This is a genomic window from Streptomyces sp. NPDC005761 (genome assembly GCF_040630635.1).
GTDB lineage: Bacteria > Actinomycetota > Actinomycetes > Streptomycetales > Streptomycetaceae > Streptomyces.
The window spans coordinates 442,145-458,988 of record NZ_JBEXXX010000001.1; the positions used below are offsets into that span (position 1 = coordinate 442,145).

The 16,844-nt window shown below is 70.7% G+C and carries 19 protein-coding genes, 1 tRNA gene and 1 pseudogene; 16 read left to right on the plus strand and 5 right to left on the minus strand.

Annotated elements, in window-relative coordinates; translation table 11 throughout:
• Window positions 1-36 precede the first annotated feature (36 nt).
• From ABZ434_RS01965 to ABZ434_RS02020, 12 genes are all read left to right on the plus strand, one after another.
• Window positions 37-978 carry an ABC transporter ATP-binding protein gene (locus ABZ434_RS01965; protein ID WP_359131356.1) on the plus strand — a complete coding sequence of 314 codons (942 nt, stop codon included), beginning with the start codon at window positions 37-39 and terminating at the stop codon, window positions 976-978.
• Window positions 963-1,871, plus strand: coding sequence for an ATP-binding cassette domain-containing protein (locus ABZ434_RS01970; protein ID WP_359131357.1), 909 nt, complete (start codon window positions 963-965; stop codon window positions 1,869-1,871). Before ABZ434_RS01965 ends, ABZ434_RS01970 begins: the two co-directional genes overlap by 16 nt.
• Window positions 1,868-4,276 (plus strand): glycoside hydrolase family 2 protein, encoded by a 2,409-nt coding sequence (locus ABZ434_RS01975; RefSeq protein WP_359131359.1) that lies wholly within the window; start codon window positions 1,868-1,870, stop codon window positions 4,274-4,276. Before ABZ434_RS01970 ends, ABZ434_RS01975 begins: the two co-directional genes overlap by 4 nt.
• 248 nt (window positions 4,277-4,524) lie before the next feature.
• Window positions 4,525-4,610 (plus strand) — tRNA-Leu (locus ABZ434_RS01980).
• A gap of 204 nt (window positions 4,611-4,814) precedes the next feature.
• Window positions 4,815-5,021, plus strand: a complete 207-nt coding sequence (locus ABZ434_RS01985) for a superinfection immunity protein (protein ID WP_359131361.1) — start codon at window positions 4,815-4,817, stop codon at window positions 5,019-5,021.
• A 257-nt stretch (window positions 5,022-5,278) separates the two neighbouring features.
• On the plus strand, window positions 5,279-6,859 hold the full coding sequence (locus ABZ434_RS01990) for a hypothetical protein (protein WP_359131362.1): 1,581 nt from the start codon (window positions 5,279-5,281) through the stop codon (window positions 6,857-6,859).
• Window positions 6,860-6,884: 25 nt separating this feature from the next.
• Window positions 6,885-7,475: a hypothetical protein gene (locus tag ABZ434_RS01995; protein ID WP_359131363.1), complete on the plus strand. Its 591-nt coding sequence runs from the start codon at window positions 6,885-6,887 to the stop codon at window positions 7,473-7,475.
• 36 nt (window positions 7,476-7,511) lie between these two features.
• Window positions 7,512-7,961 (plus strand): hypothetical protein, encoded by a 450-nt coding sequence (locus ABZ434_RS02000; protein WP_359131365.1) that lies wholly within the window; start codon window positions 7,512-7,514, stop codon window positions 7,959-7,961.
• Between the two features lie 9 nt (window positions 7,962-7,970).
• Complete coding sequence (locus ABZ434_RS02005) at window positions 7,971-8,384, plus strand: DUF3592 domain-containing protein (RefSeq protein ID WP_359131366.1); 414 nt, start codon at window positions 7,971-7,973, stop codon at window positions 8,382-8,384.
• Between the two features lie 231 nt (window positions 8,385-8,615).
• The gene (locus ABZ434_RS02010; protein ID WP_359131424.1) at window positions 8,616-8,990 is read left to right on the plus strand and encodes a DUF4259 domain-containing protein; all 375 of its coding nucleotides are present in this window, start codon (window positions 8,616-8,618) and stop codon (window positions 8,988-8,990) included.
• Between the two features lie 69 nt (window positions 8,991-9,059).
• The gene (locus tag ABZ434_RS02015) at window positions 9,060-9,542 is read left to right on the plus strand and encodes a GNAT family N-acetyltransferase (RefSeq protein WP_359131368.1); all 483 of its coding nucleotides are present in this window, start codon (window positions 9,060-9,062) and stop codon (window positions 9,540-9,542) included.
• 117 nt (window positions 9,543-9,659) lie between these two features.
• On the plus strand, window positions 9,660-10,316 hold the full coding sequence (locus ABZ434_RS02020; protein WP_359131369.1) for a GNAT family N-acetyltransferase: 657 nt from the start codon (window positions 9,660-9,662) through the stop codon (window positions 10,314-10,316).
• 65 nt (window positions 10,317-10,381) lie between these two features.
• On the opposite strand, the gene ABZ434_RS02025 is transcribed toward ABZ434_RS02020, so the two are convergent.
• Complete coding sequence (locus ABZ434_RS02025) at window positions 10,382-10,729, minus strand: MerR family transcriptional regulator (protein WP_359131371.1); 348 nt, start codon at window positions 10,727-10,729, stop codon at window positions 10,382-10,384.
• A gap of 22 nt (window positions 10,730-10,751) precedes the next feature.
• Window positions 10,752-11,687, minus strand: coding sequence for an aldo/keto reductase (locus ABZ434_RS02030; protein ID WP_359131374.1), 936 nt, complete (start codon window positions 11,685-11,687; stop codon window positions 10,752-10,754).
• A gap of 167 nt (window positions 11,688-11,854) precedes the next feature.
• On the opposite strand from ABZ434_RS02030, the gene ABZ434_RS02035 reads away from it, so the two are divergent.
• Window positions 11,855-12,289 (plus strand): VOC family protein, encoded by a 435-nt coding sequence (locus ABZ434_RS02035; protein WP_359131375.1) that lies wholly within the window; start codon window positions 11,855-11,857, stop codon window positions 12,287-12,289.
• Window positions 12,290-12,422: 133 nt separating this feature from the next.
• On the opposite strand, the gene ABZ434_RS02040 is transcribed toward ABZ434_RS02035, so the two are convergent.
• Window positions 12,423-12,839 (minus strand): cupin domain-containing protein, encoded by a 417-nt coding sequence (locus ABZ434_RS02040; protein WP_359131377.1) that lies wholly within the window; start codon window positions 12,837-12,839, stop codon window positions 12,423-12,425.
• An 87-nt stretch (window positions 12,840-12,926) separates the two neighbouring features.
• Window positions 12,927-13,943 (minus strand): zinc-dependent alcohol dehydrogenase family protein, encoded by a 1,017-nt coding sequence (locus ABZ434_RS02045; protein ID WP_359131379.1) that lies wholly within the window; start codon window positions 13,941-13,943, stop codon window positions 12,927-12,929.
• A gap of 250 nt (window positions 13,944-14,193) precedes the next feature.
• Between ABZ434_RS02045 and ABZ434_RS02050 the strand changes: the two genes are divergently transcribed.
• Both ABZ434_RS02050 and ABZ434_RS02055 read left to right on the plus strand, forming a co-directional pair.
• A complete protein-coding gene (locus tag ABZ434_RS02050) occupies window positions 14,194-15,099 on the plus strand; it encodes a helix-turn-helix transcriptional regulator (protein WP_359131381.1) in 906 nt (301 codons plus the stop codon).
• Window positions 15,100-15,165: 66 nt separating this feature from the next.
• Entirely contained in the window at window positions 15,166-16,053 is an 888-nt protein-coding gene (locus tag ABZ434_RS02055) for a Bax inhibitor-1/YccA family protein (RefSeq protein ID WP_359131383.1), read from the plus strand.
• 63 nt (window positions 16,054-16,116) lie between these two features.
• On the opposite strand, the pseudogene ABZ434_RS02060 reads toward ABZ434_RS02055, so the two are convergent.
• Window positions 16,117-16,362: pseudogene (locus ABZ434_RS02060) on the minus strand (DUF4287 domain-containing protein).
• Between the two features lie 102 nt (window positions 16,363-16,464).
• On the opposite strand from ABZ434_RS02060, the gene ABZ434_RS02065 reads away from it, so the two are divergent.
• Window positions 16,465-16,782, plus strand: a complete 318-nt coding sequence (locus tag ABZ434_RS02065; protein ID WP_359131385.1) for a hypothetical protein — start codon at window positions 16,465-16,467, stop codon at window positions 16,780-16,782.
• The last annotated feature ends 62 nt before the right edge of the window (window positions 16,783-16,844 follow it).

Sequence of the window (16,844 nt, forward strand, 5' to 3'; positions counted from 1 at the left end):
CTCCGACCGTGACCGATCCCGGGGAGGCCTGAGCACATGACCCTGACCGTGACCGACCTCCGGGTCCACTACCGCACCCTGCGCGGCGAGGTCCGGGCCCTGGACGGCGTCTCCTTCGACCTGGCCGACGGGGAGATCCTCGGCCTGGCGGGCGAGTCCGGCTGCGGCAAGACGACCCTCGGCAAGTCGCTCATCCGTCTCGACGGCCGGATGCGGCACGCGGGCGGCACCGTCACCCTCGACGGCGACGACGTCCCGGTCGCCGACGACCGGGCGATGAACGCCTTCCGCTTCCACCGGATCTCGCTCGTACCGCAGTACTCCATGAGCGCCCTCAACCCGACCCGGCGCATCGGACGCATGATCCGCGAGCTGCTCGCCTCCCGGGGCGTCAGCGTGGACACCGCCGAACTGCACCGCCGCCTCGACCTGGTGGGCCTGGACCACGACGTCCTGAACCGCTATCCGATCGAGCTCTCCGGCGGCATGAAACAGCGCACCGTCATGGTGATCTCCACCCTCCTCGACCCGTCCGTCCTCATCGCCGACGAGGTCACGTCGGCCCTGGACGTCTCCACCCAGAGGGCCGTCGTCGGCGCGCTCACCGGGCTGCGCGACAAGGGCCTCGTCACCAGCATGATCTTCGTGACGCACGACCTCGGACTCACCTCGCACATCGCCGACTCGATCATGGTCATGTACGCGGGCAAGCTCGCCGAGAAGGCGCCCACCGAGGTCCTGACGACCGCGCCCCGCCATCCGTACACCAAGCTCCTGCTCGGCTCGCTGCCCGAGGTCGGCGCCCGGTACGCCGACAAGCCCCTCAAGGGCATCGCGGGAGCCCCGCCCTCCCTCCTGAACCCCCCGGCCGGCTGCCGCTTCCGCGACCGCTGCCCGCTCGCCGACGACCGGTGCGCCGAGGAACCACCGGTCGTCGAGATCGCCCCGCGTCACTCCGTCGCATGCTGGAAGGCCTGATGCTGACCCTCGACCACGTCACCAAGACCTACCGCGCCGGAGCCTTCGGCGGCGGTTCCGTCACCGCGGTGGACCGGGTGTCCTTCACCGCCGAACCCGGCGAGGTCGTCTCCCTCATCGGCGAGAGCGGCAGCGGGAAGTCCACCATCGGCCGGATGATCCTCGGCCTGACCGGCGTCAGCTCCGGCAGCCTCACCCTGGACGGCCGGCCCGTCCGCCCCGGAAAGGACTTCTACCGCCGCGTCCAGGGCGTCTTCCAGGACCCCTTCTCCTGCTACAACCCGGTCTTCCGGGCCGACCGCGTCTTCGACATGATCCGCCGCGCCTACCACCCCGGCGTCTCCGACAAGGAGTGGGCCGGCCGCGTCGAGAAGGCCGTACGGGACGTGCGCCTCGACCCCGGGCAGGTGCTCGGCCGCTACCCGCACCAGCTCAGCGGCGGCCAGCTGCAACGCCTCCTCATCGCCCGCGCCCTCCTCCTCGACCTGAGCTTCCTGGTCGCCGACGAGATCACCAGCATGCTCGACGCCTCCACACGCATCGACGTCCTCAACCTCCTGGCCGTCCTCAAGGAGCGCGGGCTCGGCGTCCTCTACATCACCCACGACCTGGCGCTCGGCACCTACCTCGCCGAGAAGACCGTGGTGCTGCGCCGCGGCCGGGTCGTCGAACGGGGCGACACCCAGAAGGTGTTCGGCAACCCCCTCCACCCCTACACCCGTACCCTGCTGGCCGCCGTGCCCCGGCTCAACACCCCGTGGAACCCGCCCGAGCCGCTGGAGAGCTGCGCCTTCCACGAGGGCGGCGACGGGAACACCGATCTGTACGAGACCGAGCCGGACCACTTCGTCGCCTGCGCCCAGCTCCCCGACTGCGGAAGGACCTCCGCGTGACCCTTCGCCACCTGCCCCTGCACGACGGCTGGACGCTCGTCGCCGAGAGTCCCGTGCCGCTGGGGCTCCCCACAGGGGGCGTCCCCGCCACCGTGCCCGGCTGTGTCCACACCGACCTGCTCGCGGCGGGGCTGATCGGCGACCCGTACCTGGACGACAACGAGAACCGGCTCGGCTGGATCGGCCGCACCGACTGGACGTACCGGACCACGTTCGACTGGACGCCCGACGGGAACGACCACGCCGACCTGCGCTTCGACGGCCTCGACACCGTCGCCACCGTCCTGCTCAACGGCATCGAGGTGGGCCGCGGCGCCAACCAGCACCGCAGTTACCGCTTCCCCGTCCGGGCGCTGCTGGCCGAGGGCGCCAACACCCTCGACGTACGGTTCACCGCCCCGTACACCTATGCCGAGGAACTGCGCGAACGGCTGGGCGACCGGCCCGGTGCCTATGCGGAGCCGTACGCCTTCATCCGCAAGATGGCCTGCAACTTCGGCTGGGACTGGGGGCCGACGCTGGTGACCTCCGGCATCTGGCGGCCGGTCGCCCTGGAGACCTGGAGCGGTCCGCGGATCGCCGCCGTCACCCTGCTGCCCGATCTCGACGAGGCCGGGGTGCCACGCCTGACCGTCACCCTCGAGGTGGACCGGTCCGGCGGGGAGGCGCTGGAAGCCGCCGTGGAGGTCGCGGGCGAGCGTGCCGCGTTCACCGTCCTCGCAGGCGAGGACCGCGCCACCGTGACTCTCGGCGTCCCCGACGCCGCGCTCTGGTGGCCGTACAGCCACGGCGAGCCGCCCCTGTACGACGTCACCGTCCGTCTCGGCGAGGAGACCTGGCGGAGCAGGACCGGTTTCCGCGGCGTCGTCCTGGAGCGCGAGGCGTTCCGCTTCGTCATCAACGGCGAACCCGTCTTCGTACGCGGCGTCAACTGGATCCCCGAGGACTGCTTCCCGCACCGTCTCACCCGGCAGCGGATCTCCGACCGCCTCGACCAGGCTGTCGCCGCCGGGGTCAACCTGATCCGGATCTGGGGCGGCGGGCTCTACGAGAGCGACGACTTCTACGAGCTCGCCGACGAGAAGGGGCTGCTGGTCTGGCAGGACTTCCCGTTCGCCTGCGCCGCCTACCCCGAGGAACAGCCGCTGCGGGACGAGGTGGCGGCCGAGGCCCGGGAGAACGTCACCCGCCTTTCCCCGCACCCCTCCCTCGTCCTGTGGTGCGGCAACAACGAGAACCTGGAGGGCCACGCCGACTGGGGCTGGCAGAAGGAACTGGGCGACCGGACCTGGGGGTACGGCTACTACCACGAGCTGCTTCCCGCGATCGTCGCCGAGACCGACCCGACCCGTCCCTACTGGCCGGGCTCGCCCTACTCCGGCACCCCGGAAGCGCACCCGCAGGACCCGGCGAGCGGCACCATCCACATCTGGGACGTGTGGAACCGGGCCGACTACCGCGCCTACGCCGACCGGGTGCCGCGCTTCGTCGCCGAGTTCGGCTTCCAGGGCCCGCCCGCGTACGCGACCCTGCGCCGCGCCGTCAGCGGCCCGCTGACCCCCGACGCCCCGCTCCTGGCCCACCACCAGAAGGCCGAGGACGGCAACGCCAAGCTGCTCCGGGGCCTGGGCGACCACCTGCCGCAGCCGGGCGGGGACTTCGACAACTGGCACTGGCTGACCCAGCTCAACCAGGCCCGCGCCGTGGCGTTCGGCATCCGCCACTTCCGCTCCCACACCCCGTACTGCATGGGCACGATCGTGTGGCAGCTCAACGACTGCTGGCCGGTCGTCTCCTGGTCGGCCGTCGACGGGGACGGCCGCCGCAAGCCGCTCTGGTACGCACTGCGGGCCGTGTACGCGGACCGCCTGATCGCCGTGCGCGACGGTGCCGTCCACCTCGTCAACGACGCCCCCGGGTCCTGGACAGGCACGCTGCGGCTGACCCGGCACGGCCTGGACGGGGCGGTGCTGGGTGAGGAGGAGGTGGTGGTGAGCACGGCCGCGCGCTCGGTCGTCCGGGTGCCGCTGCCGCCCTCGGTGGCCGAGCCGGCCGACCGGACCCGCGAGCTCCTGGTCGCCCGCCTCGGGGACACCCGGACGGTGGAGTTCTACGAGGAGGACACCCGCCTCGCGCTGCCGTCGGCCCGGTACGACGTCACGGTGACGGAGAGCGGGGGAGAGGCACCCGGTTACCGCGTCGAGGTGACGGCTCGCACTCTCGTCCGGGACCTCGCGATCTTCCCCGACAGGCTGGACCCGGCGGCCGAGGTGGACGAGATGCTCGTCACGCTGTTGCCGGGGGAGAGCGCGGTGTTCATGATCACAGGAGCGGTCCTGTCGGACCCGGAAGCCCTGGGTGCGTACCCGGTGCTGCGCTGCGTCAACGACGTCATCGATCGGTAGGGGTGGCGCGCCCCTGGCGATCCATGGCGCGGCCCTGGCGAATCGGCTGTGTGGGTGCGGCGACTTTCCGTCAATTCGGATACGCGGCCGCCGCGCCCGCTACCCCGCCCAGGCATGTGACTATGCCGTCCACGTGTGCTGACGAACCCTCAAGAGATCAATAAAATAGGACAACATCGAGCCACTGTCCGTCCGGTGGAGGGGTGCCCCCGGATAGGGTCATGTGCCAACGCGGAGCCGCGCGCCAAGCCCGGATGGTGGAATGCAGACACGGCGAGCTTAAACCTCGCTGCCCCTCGGGGGCGTACCGGTTCAAGTCCGGTTCCGGGCACCACAGCGCGCACGGGGGCGGGGGGCGAACGGTCGGAACGCCCGTCGGCCGGCGCCTCGGGCGGACGGCCGGATCCGGGCGCGAGCCGACCGCCCGCCACCAGGGCCCGCATCAGGTCACCTTCCGGTGATCGGGGCTGACGCACTGTGGACATCCCAGGACGGGCGTGGAGAATGAATCTCCTCATTCGTTCGTTGCGGGGGGCCCATGAACGTCAATGTGATCGTTGTCCTGTTAGGGCTGATAGTTGCCGCCCTGGTGTACTTCGTTCCGGCGGTGGTCGCCTTCTCGCGAGGCGTGCCGAACAAGGGTTCCGTCCTCGTGCTGAACCTCTTCCTGGGCTGGACCCTGGTGGGCTGGATCGTGGCGCTCGCCATGGCGGCGCGCAGCACGCAGCAGCGCTCCCCCTACTGAGGGCGCGGTGGCGCCATGAGCGCCGTGCCGGTCCGTTGCCCCGGGAGGGCGCTGGGTCCGGCCCTGCCACCGTGTGTGACACCGGATGTGCATTCCGCTACGCCGTGGGCGCGCTCTGGGCCCTCCGTCCGCGAAGAGGGCCCCACCGGCCGGCCGCGTCCGGCGAATTGGGGCCCGGATTGGGCCCACGGGCCCGTGCCGCACCAGGCGCACCTCTCATAGCCTCCCTGCCCTAAGGCCATACGGGAGGACAAGCCATGCCGCGGACGAGGTATCGGGAGACCATACCCAGCAGCAGATGGGGTGACCGGGGAGCCACCGCTTTCGAGTACCTCGGCACGATTCTGGTCGTCGTGTCCCTCATCGGCGGTATGGCGGTGGCCGGCCTCGGTGGACAGATCAGCGACCGGATCCAGTGCCTCGTCTCGTCCGTCGGCGGCGGCAGCGCCGGGTGCGGCGGCAAGGGAGGTGAGGCGGGCGGCGACCCCAACGCCGAGTTCGAGCCCCTCACCTGTGCCACGGTGACCAAGGCCGGCACCCAGGGCGGCAAGTTCGGCGTCTCGTTCGAAACGCTCGGTATCGAATTCGGCGGCGAGTTCGGTTTCGAGGAGACGACGACCAAGGCCAAGACGGACGTCAACAAAGACGGCAAGATCGACGACAACGACGAGCAGGTCTCGCTCACCTTCACGGACGCCGGATCGATCAAGGGCACCGAGAAGCCCAAGGCCCGCGTCAAGATCGGTGACGTGGGCAAGGACAAGGTCGAGATCGGGGCCGGTCTCACCGTCACCACGGGCGACACGTGGGTCTTCGACAGCCAGGAGGAAGCGGACCAGTTCCGCAAGGACCTCGAGGAGTACAAGAAGCTCAGCCGGCTGAACAAGCTCTCCAACCTCAGCCCGATCATCGGTGGTTCCACCGAGATCGCCAGCTGGTTCGGCAAGGGGCCGAAGGCCAAGGAGAGCCGCCTCAAGCAGAACATCGAGGACAAGCTCGGCAACAAGCACATCACCACGCAGAAGGTCAGCCTCGAAGTGGCCGCCCAGGCCGGCTTCCAGTTCGGCGCGGGGATGAACGCCCCGGACACGACCAACCCGGACGGCACGACCACCCCGGCCCCGAAGCCCGGCGCCACCATCGAGGCGGGCCTCAAGATCTCCGAGGCGCAGGAGGTCACGCTGACGCAGAACCACATCAACAACACCGACGCGTACACCTACCAGGCGAAGGCCACCGGCGGTGCGTACGCGAAGGGCGAGGCCGGTCCGGCCAAGGCGGGCGCGGAGGCCGCCGGTTCGGCGGCGGGTGCCATCACCGTCACGGTCGACAGCAAGACCGGCAAGGTGAAGAGCATCACGATGACGCGGACCCTCGAGGGCAAGGCCGAGGCCAACGCCGGTCTCAAGGGCGATGTGAACGGCAACGCGAAGGGCGGCGGGACGACCACCCAGGTCATCACCACCACCGTCCCCCTGGACGACAAGAACCTGTCCCAGGCCGAGTCCGACGCCATCAAGGCCCAGATGTTCTCCGGCCAGGGCATGAACAGCGCCTTCAACTACCTGTTCACCGGGACGCCGGTGCCGACCAAGGACCCCGGTGCGGGCGACCCGTTCGGCCACTACGCGTTCAACCACGGCCAGGTCAGCAAGCAGGAGTACGACGGGTCCTCCTCGTCCGAGGAGATCGGCCTCGACATCAACCTGGAGATCGCCGGAATCAACGGGGCCTACACCACCTCCGAGTCGGAGAAGAACCTGACGAAGGCGGAGTTCCTCGGGGCCCCCTCCGGTGGCCAGCGCTCGTTCTTCCCGTACAGCTACTGTGCCAAGTGACTCACAGGTACAAGGAGACGTGATCATGACCAAGCTTTCCGTCCGGCGGACGGTGCGGACTGCCGCCGTCACGACCGCCGTCCTCACCGCCGGTCTGATGCTCGCCGCATGCGGCGGCGAGAAGGGCGCCGACACGGCCGAGCCCGCCGCGCCCAGCGGCTGGAAGAAGCTCGCGGGCCCCACGGTGTCGCTCGCCTACCCGCCCGGCCTCACCGAGCAGAGCAAGGCGGAGCGCGGCAAGCTCAACGACGCCGCCGCCCTGCAGAGCGAAGGGGACCGGCCGACGGTGAAGGTGTCGATCCAGAGCGGCTTCGCCAGCGCCTCCACCGGTGACGACGCCGCCTCGGTCGGCCGGGCGCTCCTCATGGCGACCACCGAGGTGAAGGGCACGAAGGACGCGGACATCGAAGGTGCGAAGGATGCCAAGCGCATCGATTTCACCTACACCGGTACGGGTGTGCCGCAGTCGCCCCCGAAGGGTGCGACGGTCGACGGCGTCGTCATCACGGGCGTCGACTCCGAGGGAAAGATCTACTCCGTCCGCATCGACGCCCAGAAGGGCAAGCTCAGCGACGCGGACCGTACGAAGATCGTCGACAGCATCCAGGTGAAGTAGCGCCCGAGCGCCGGGCGACGACGAAGAGGCAGCCGAATGTCCAGATATGACTCACACCGCGGGTACGCTCCCGCGCCCGCCCACGACCGGCCGCGGCTGATGAACTTCATGCTGCCCTGGGCCGCGGGCATCGTGGTGACGCTGGTGACGCAGTTGGTCCTCGCCGTGCTCGTCTGGGACGTCATCACAGGCGACGACGTCGACAGCATGGCCTCACCGGTCCGCACCGTACTTCTGCTGCACCTGCCGTCCGCTGCCTGCGTCGCGCTCGGTGTCTGGGCCGCGGCGGCCGTGCACCAAGGGGCGTCACGGGAGTCGCCGGTACGGCACTTCATCGCGGCCTTCGCCCCCGCCGTCGTCCTCCAGCTGGTGATCTTCTTCTCCCAGGGAAGTGATCTCACCGTCATCACGTTCCTGGTGCAGCTGGTGGTCCTGGTGGTTGGGTGTGCGGTGGGTTTCCTCGTCGACAGGCTGCGCAACGGTTAGAAGGCTTCCATGGACACGTCGCTCGTCATCACCGGTGTGGTCGCGCTGGCAGCGCTCAGGTCCCTGGGCCGGAGCGCCCAGCAACTGCGCGGCGCGCGGTCCGGCGTGTCCGCCCCGGCGCGCTGCATCAGGGTGGACGAGCGCGACACGGCGACGGGCTCGTCGGGCGACCGGCGGGCCTGGCACGTCTTCGCGTTCACCGCGCAGGACGGGCAGTGGGTCGAGTTCCGCAAGGGGGGCAACAGACGCTTCCCCGAGGGGGCGCGGGTCACGGTCCGCTACGACCCCGCCGACCCGCAGCGGACGGCCACCCTGGCGGGCAGCCCGCGTGCCGCGCTGGCGGAAGGGGCGCTCTCCCTCGTGCTCATGGGGCTCGTCCTGCTGATGTTTCTCACCGACTTCCCGGAGAACCTGTTCAACTGACCGGCTGCCCACCCCGGGGCGCTCGGGCCCGGGCCACCCACACCTGTCTCCGGGCGTACCGCACTGGCTCCGATCCGCTTCCGTGTCGCCGTCGCGGCCTGACCCCCAGGCCACCGCACCTCCGCAGTGCCCCGTTGCGGGACCGCGAAAAAGATGACGGGGCCCCGATTGTCAGTGCCCTCTGCTGTGATGGCGGAACAGGGGGACCACGGACAGCGCGGAGGCGGAACAGTGGGCACGTGGGGCGCGGGCAACTTCGACAGCGACACGGCGGCGGACCACCTCTCGGAACTGGCCGGCCGGTTGGTGACCGAGGTGACGGAGGCCATGGCGGGCGATCCGGTGGAGCTCGAACCGGACGAGTACGGGGGCGTGACCGTCCCCTGCAACCTGGAGCTGCTGCTCGTCCTGGACCGGCAGGGCTGGGTGGGGGTGACCCTCCCGGCACCCGAGGTGATCCGGTCGTGGCAGAAGACGTTCCTGGCGGTGTGGGAAGCGACGATCGACGGCCTGGAGCCGGACCCCGCGCACAAGGACGAGCGCCGGACGGTGCTCAACGAGACGTTCGAGCGGCTCGCGGAGGCGTCGGCGAAGGCCGTGGCATAGCGGTTGCCGGACGGGTCCGGGCGCGAGAGCCGAAGGTGCCGACGACGCTGCAAGGGGGGAGAGGGCTCAGTGGCTGACGGCCTCGCAGTCGACGGGCTGATGACCCGTCTCGTCCCGACGACCGATGATGATCTGGACCTCCTCGCCACATGGTTCGCCACCCCGGACTTCGTCGAACACTGGGGCGGGACACCGCAACCGCGCGAAGTGGTGGCGGCGAAGTACGTGGGGCGACGCCGCCCGGACGTGGAGTCCTACCTCGTGCTGGCGCAGGGCCGGCCGGTCGGGTACGCGCAGTACTGGCACGCTTCCTCGGCTGACGAAGGCGGCATCGACCTGGTGCTGACGCCGGAGGCGCGAGGCAGCGGCTTGGGCCCGGACGCCGCGTGCGTGCTCGTCACGCACCTGTTCGGGCGTCTCGGCTGGCGGCGCGTGACCGTCGACCCGGTGGCCGGCAACGTCCGCGCGGTGCGCGCTTGGGAGAAGGCCGGCTTCCGGCAGGTGTCCTGCGAGGACGGCCAACTCCTGATGGAGCGACGCGTCACGGACTGACGCCGGGGCACGGCGACACCCCGCGGCCGCTCGGGCAACGCTGCTCCGTGGTCAAACCCCGACCCCTTCGCGTAAGGTTCAGTAAGCGTCATCACCTATTACTAAGGGGGTCGGGCGGTGATACCGGGTGCCGGAATCAGTGAGCTCGTGCGGATGTGGATCGACGGCTGGGTCGTCTCCCGGGGCAGCTCGGACCCGATCGACGAGCCGTGGGGGTGGACGATCGACGTCGGGCAGCCCAGGCACGTCGCCCGACACGTGCTGCCGGATCCCTCCGAGGCCGACGTACGCAAGATCGTCGCCGCGACGAGCGCGCCCGGCACGTGGCTGAAGCTGTTCGCGGAGGAGCAGGCGGTCCTGCCGTGGGCCGGGCCGGGCTGGCGGAGCGACGTCCCCGGGTACCTGATGTCCGGTCATCTGCGGCCGTATCGCCCCGAGGTGCCCAGCGGTCACACGCTCACCACCTGGACCCGGGGCGGCGTCAGCCGAGTGCTCGTCCGCACGAGCGCCGGGCACTTCGCCGCGCGCGGCCAGATGGCCCGGGCAGCTACCCATGTCGTGTTCGACCAGATCGAGACCGCCACCGAGCACCGGCGCAAGGGCCTCGGCAGCCTGGTGATGCGCACGTTGCAGAGCACCGCGCACGAAGCCGGTGCGAGGACCGGCCTCCTGGTCGGTACGCCCGAGGGGCGGGCGCTCTACTCCTCGCTGGGCTGGACCACGCACGCCCCGATGACGAGCCTCCGGTACGAGCCCGGGGACGCCGCCCCGTGAGCTGAAAGGGACGCACCGGACGGCACCCCACGGGGCGGACCGGGCCGAGCGCGGGATCCCCGCGCTCAGCTGTAGTAGGCGATCTTGTCGTCGAGGACGTCCATGGCCCGGTGGAGCGCCGTCACCCGCTGCTCCAGGGCGGTACGGCGCTCGCGCAGGAAGGCGACCCGCTCCTGCGGGGAGTGTTCGGCGCGCAGGATGGCGACGAACTCCCGCAGATCCGCGATGCCGAGGCCGGCCTCGCGGAAGCACGTGACGAGACCGATCCAGAAGACGTCGCTCTCGGTGTACTCACGGCGTCCGCCGGCGGAGCGCCTGACCGGACCGATGAGCCCTTCGCGCTCGTAGTACCGCAGGGTGTCGATGGAGACGCCGGTGCGGTCGGCTGCCGCCGCCGGGGTGAGGCTCGTCATCGGACTCCTTCCGTGACAGGGGCTACCGGGCTCCGTCGAGGCGCGCCAGGTGCCCGGAGTCGAGCCGCACGCTGTGTGCGGCGAGGGCCTCCTCGATCTGCGGCACCCGGCTCGCGCCGACGATGGGGTCGATCCCCTGCTGCATCAGCCATGCGAGGACCACCTGGTTCCTCGTGGCCGCGAGCTCGTCGGCGACATCGTCCAGGACCGCGAGAACCCGGGTCGTTCCGGGGTGATCATAGGTCGACGGCAGCGGCTTGTCCGCGCGCACGTACGAACCCCACATCAGGGAGCTGTACGACCACACGGCGAGCCCTTCCGCCCGCGCCAGGTCGAGGTCCTCGGGGGTGAGCAGGCGGTGGCCGCCCTCCGCGACGGGGGTCAGGGGGCGCGGCTGGACGAGGGAGTGGCGCAGTTGCAGGGACGTCCACGGTTCCACGCCCCGCTCCCGCGCCAGTGACCGGGCGCGCTCGACGCGCCAGGCGGCATGGTTCGCCGCCCCGATCCGCAGGGCCACTCCCTTCGTGACCAGATCGCCGAACGCACCGACGGTTTCCTCCAGGGGCACGCTGCGGTCCTCCGCGTGGGCCCAGAGCAGATCGACGTGATCGACCCCGAGGCGCCCCAGGCTCTCCTCCACACCGGCGTGGACGGCATGCGCCGAAAGCCCCTCGGCGCTGTCCGGCGCGTGCGGGACGAGGGGGTTGTGGCGGACCTTCGTCGCGATCCGCACCGTGTCACGAGCGCCCGGGCGGGCCCGCAGCCAGGCGCCGATGACGCGCTCGCTTGCGCCGCCGACACCGGCGGGGTCGGTCCAGAAGGAGTAGCAGTTCGCGGTGTCGAGCCAGACGCCGCCGCCGGCGACGAAGGCATCGAGGATCGCGAAGGCCCGGTCCGGGGCGACGCGGGTGCCGAAGTCCATGGTTCCGAGGACGATCCGGGGATCTCTGTTATCCATGCCCCCCATCCTTGGATCTGGAGCGCGCTCCAGGTCAAGCGATGGTGACAAGCGATCCGGGTCCTGCCTCATGAAAGCTGCGGGGCTCGGCGACGGACGGCGGGGACGTGGGCCGGACCGCTCGAAAAGCCATGTCGTGGATGCGCCCGCGCCCCTACGCTGGGCCGATGGTGTCGATCAAGCAGGTCCAAATCACCTTCGACTGCGCAGAACCCGTGCGCGTCGCCCGCTTCTGGTCCGAGGTGCTGGGGTACGTCGCCTCGCTGCCCGACGGTTTTGCCACCTGGGACGACTACGACCGCGCGCTGCCCCCCGGAAAGCAGGGACCCGCGGGGGCGGTGTGCGCCGACCCCTCGGGGGCCGGCCCGCGGCTGTACTTCCAGCGTGTTCCCGAAGGCAAGGTCGTCAAGAACCGGGTGCATCTCGACGTGCGGGTCGGCACGGGTCTCGTGGGGGAGGAGCGCCTGGCCGCACTCGAGGCCGAATGCGCACGCCTGCTCCCGCTCGGGGCGGTACGCGGTCTTCTTCTGGTGGCCGATGAGGAGAACGAGTCCTGCCTCGTGATGCAGGACGTCGAGGGCAATGAGTTCTGCCTCGACTGAGGAGCCGCGAAGGCGCCGCCTCGCGAGGCGGCCGAGCCGACGCCGGTCCGCCGGTGCGAGTGGTGCCGGGGGACCGCGTCGGTCCGCCTGCCGCGCGGGGCGGGCTCGAAGGCGGAGCTGCCGGTCAGGCCGGTCACATGGACGCGGTGGCCGGAGTCGCGGCGTACTCCTCGTCCGTGACGGGCGTCAGCCAGTGCACGACGTCGTGGTCGGCGTCGCCCTCGTTGATGGCCAGGTGGACCATCAGCCGGTCCGGCGCGGCGCCGTGCCAGTGCTCCTCATCGGCCTCGAACAGGACGCGGTCGCCGGGCCGGATGACCTCGACGGGACCGCCGCGGCGCTGGCACAGGCCGATTCCCTCGGTGACGAAGACGGTCTGGCCCAGCGGGTGACGGTGCCAGTGGGTGCGCGCTCCGGGCGTGAAATGCACCAGGGACGCGGTGACCCGGGACGGGGCCGGGGCAGCGGCGACGGGATCGATGTAGACGTCGCCGGTGAACCAGTCGGCGGGGCCCCTGACGGTGGCGACGGAGCTTCGGGTGATCTGCATGGTGTTCCTTCGGACGGACCACCACCGGTGAGTGGTGTGCGGGTGTGCGGGGGCGTACGGGTGTGCCCGAAGGGCCTGATCGTCCGGTCAGGGCTTGAGGAGCGCCTTGATGGCGCGGCGCTCGTCCATGGCCCTGTAGCCCTCCGCGACCTGGTCCAGGGGAAGGGTGAGGTCGAAGACCTTGCCGGGGTTGATCCGGCCCGACAGGACACGGTCGATGAGGTCGGGCAGGTAGCGGCGTACGGGTGCGGGGCCGCCGCGCAGGCCGACGTGGGAGAAGAACAGTTCCTGCCCGTCGACGGCGACCTCGTGGGGGACGCCGACGAAACCGACGCTGCCGCCGGGCCGGGCGGAGTGCAGGGCCTGCTGCATGGCCTGCGCGGTGCCGACGCACTCCAGGACGGAGTCGGCGCCGATGCCGTCGGTGAGGTCCTTGATCCGGGCGATGCCCTCGTCGCCGCGCTCGCTGACGATGTCGGTCGCGCCGAACTCCCTGGCCAGTTCCTGCCGGGAGGCGTGGCGGCTCATCGCGATGATGCGCCCCGCGCCCATCTCCTTGGCCGCGATCACGGCGGAGAGGCCGACCGCGCCGTCGCCGACCACGACGGCGGTCGAGCCGGGCCCGACCTCGGCGGCGTCGGCGGCCCACCAGCCGGTGCCCATGACGTCGGAGACGGCCAGCAGGCCGGGCCACAGCTCCTCGTCAGGAACCTCGTCGGTGGCGACCAGGGTGCCCTGGGCGTTGGGGATGCGCACGTACTCGGCCTGGCAGGTGCTCATGAACTCACGATGCAGGCAGTTCGACTGGAAGCCGTTGCGACAGTTCGCACAGGTGTTGTCCGAGGTCGCGAAGGAACCGACGACGAACTGGCCCGGCCTGACCGAGGTGACCTCGTCCCCGACCTCCTCGACGAAACCGACGTACTCGTGCCCCATGGGGTGCGCCTCGCCGATCGGCTCCAGACCGCGCCAGGCCCACAGGTCGGAGCCGCACACACAGGTGACGGCCGTACGGATGACCGCGTCGGTCGGGTGAAGGATCTTCGGGTCGTCCACGGTTTCGAAGCGGACATCGCCGGGGGCGTGGATCACTGCGCCGCGCATGAGGGTCCTTAGGTGTCGAGGCGGGCGGCATCGGGCTGTGTACCGGCCGCCGAGTGCGGTTGCGGCCCGGCGCAGGCGGCGGGAAGCCGCCCCCGGGCCGGATGCGGACTCACGGTCCGTCCGCGTGCACGGCCGGAAAGGAGCACCACCCATCCAGGTAACCCCGTCCTCGTTCGCTCAGCGAGTCACCGCCAAGAGGTGTACCGGCAGTACACCCCTGAGGCCGTGCGCGAGACGTACCGTCGAGTGCGTGGACAACAGTCAAGAGGTTCGCGAGTTCCTCACCTCGCGGCGCGCCAGGATCAGCCCCGGGCAGGCCGGGATGCCCTCCGGCCCCCGGCGGCGCGTCCCCGGCCTGCGTCGCAGCGAGGTCGCGGCCCTGGCCGACGTGAGCGTCGAGTACTACGCCAAGCTGGAGCGCGGCAGCCTCTCCGGTGTCTCCCCCGCTGTCCTGGAAGCCGTCGCCCGCGCGCTGCGGCTCGACGATGCCGAACGCGCCCACCTCCTGCGGCTGGCCCAGGCCGCCGACGGCTCCGACGCCCTCAGCCGACCCCGCCGCCGCGCCACCCGGCAGTGGACCCCGCACCGCAGCCTGCGGTGGACCCTGGACGCGATCACCGCCGGGCCCGCCTTCGTGCGCAACGGCCGCATGGACGTCCTCGCCACCAACCAGCTCGCCCGCGCCTTCTACAGCGACGTCTACGAAACACCGCACAACCAGGCGAACCTCGCCCGCTTCCAGTTCCTCGACCCCGCCTCCCGCCGCTTCTACCCCGACTGGGACCAGGCCGCCGACATCGCCGTCGCCATCCTGCGCACCGAAGCCGGCCGCGACCCCCACGACAAGGACCTCCACGACCTCGTCGGGGAGCTGTCCACCCGGAGCGACGCCTTCCGTACCCGCTGGGGCGCCCACGACGTCCGCCACCACGGCACCGGCACCAAGCGCTACCACCACCACGCCGTGGGGGAACTGACCCTCGCCTACGAAGGCCTCGACATGGCCGCCGAACCCGGCCTCACCCTCACGATCTACACCGCCGAACCCGCCTCCCCCTCCGAGGAGGGCCTGCGCCTGCTCGCTTCCTGGGCCGCCACCCAGGAGGAAGTACCCGCTCAGGACGGCAGCCGCGGAAAGATCCTCCCCTGGCACTAGGGAGATTGCTTTGCCTACCCATTACTCTTGTTCCAAGGCCACGCTGGGTGGCCATGGAGGAGTGAGATGAGGAGCAGCAACCCGGTCTTCTCGCGACGGGGCTTCAGCCGCGACAACGGTTACGCGGGCTTCAACGCGGCACCGCAGGCCGGGGCCCCCGCAGCGGGTGCCAACCCGTACGCGCAGGGCACCGCCCCGAACCCGTACGCCACCAACCCCTACGCCCAGCAGGACACCCAGTACGGCGCCCCGCAGGCGCCGGCGCGCTCCGGCGCGATGACGATCGACGACGTCGTCACGCGCACGGCGATGACGCTGGGCACCGTGGTGCTCACCGCCGCGCTCTCCTGGGCCCTGCTGCCGGTCGACGAGGCCAATCTCGGCAAGTCCTACGGCATCGCGATCGGCGCCGCCCTGGTGGCGTTCGTCTTCGCGATGGTCCAGTCGTTCAAGCGCAAGCCGTCGCCGGCGATCATCCTCGCCTACGCGGCCTTCGAGGGTGTCTTCCTCGGAGTGATCTCCAGCGCGGTCAGCACCTACATCGGACCGGGCGTCGTGATGCAGGCGGTGCTGGGCACCATGTGCGTCTTCGCCGGTGTACTGCTCGCGTACAAGATGCGCTGGATCCGGGTCACCCGCCGGTTCTACGGCTTCGTGATGGCCGCCGCCATGGGCTTCATGCTCCTGATGGTGGTCAACCTGCTGTTCGCCGTGTTCGGCGGCGGTGACGGTCTGGGCTTCCGCAGCGGTGGCCTCGGCATCCTCTTCGGTGTCATCGGCATCATCCTCGGCGCGTGCTTCCTGGCCCTGGACTTCAAGCAGGTCGAGGACGGCATCGCGTACGGCGCTCCGCGCGAGGAGTCCTGGCTTGCGGCCTTCGGCCTCACCATGACCCTGGTGTGGATCTACCTGGAGATGCTGCGCCTGCTCTCCATCCTCAGCGGCGACGACTAGTCCCCGCCCATGGGCAGGTGAACGGCCCGCAGGCTCCTCGACGGAGCCTGCGGGCCGTTCCCGTTACGTGGCGACAGGCCCCTGGGGCAGCTTGCGGGCCGCTCTTCCCGGGGCGAACCGAGGATGAGTGCCTTCGCGTGTCCGTAGGCGAGGTCGTGTGCACTGCGCGGCCGGCCGATCTTCTCCTCGAAGCGGAGAGCGGGGCCGTCCTCGACGGGTGCGGAGCCGGTCGGAGTCTCACGACCGGTGCAGTGCGCGACGCCGGAGAGCAGCGTTGCGACGGGCCTCTTCGGAGGAGACGTGTGACATCGGCGTCTGCGACCCGTCGTGCGCGTTGCCGGGCCTTCCCGGCACCGTGCCCGACCATCCGCTCGTTGGTAACCACCCGGGAGGGGCGCGTAGGGTCGCGGGGTGCTCGATACGACGCCCCTGATCATCGCCGTGGACCGATTCGCCGACCGGCTGCGTGCCGCCCCGCAGAGCAGGCTGCAGCGGGGCGCGGCGGCCGAAGGGCTGGCCGCGGCCAGGGAGCTGGCGGTGCGGGCCCAGCGCGTCGAGGCGCCCGACCGGGAGCCGCTGATCATGCCGGACGCCGGGATCTTCGCCATCGGCGATCAACTCGCCGTCGCGGGCCGGGATCTGGCCGTGGCACTGGAAATGGCCCCGTCCGTGGAGCTGGACGAGGCCGTGCAGTTCATCGAGGCGGCAGCCGCGCGGGCGTTCGCGTAAGCGGTGCGCGCGGGCGCTCGCTTCGGGGTGCGCGCCGTGTGAGGGCGCGCGCTGCCCTGAGG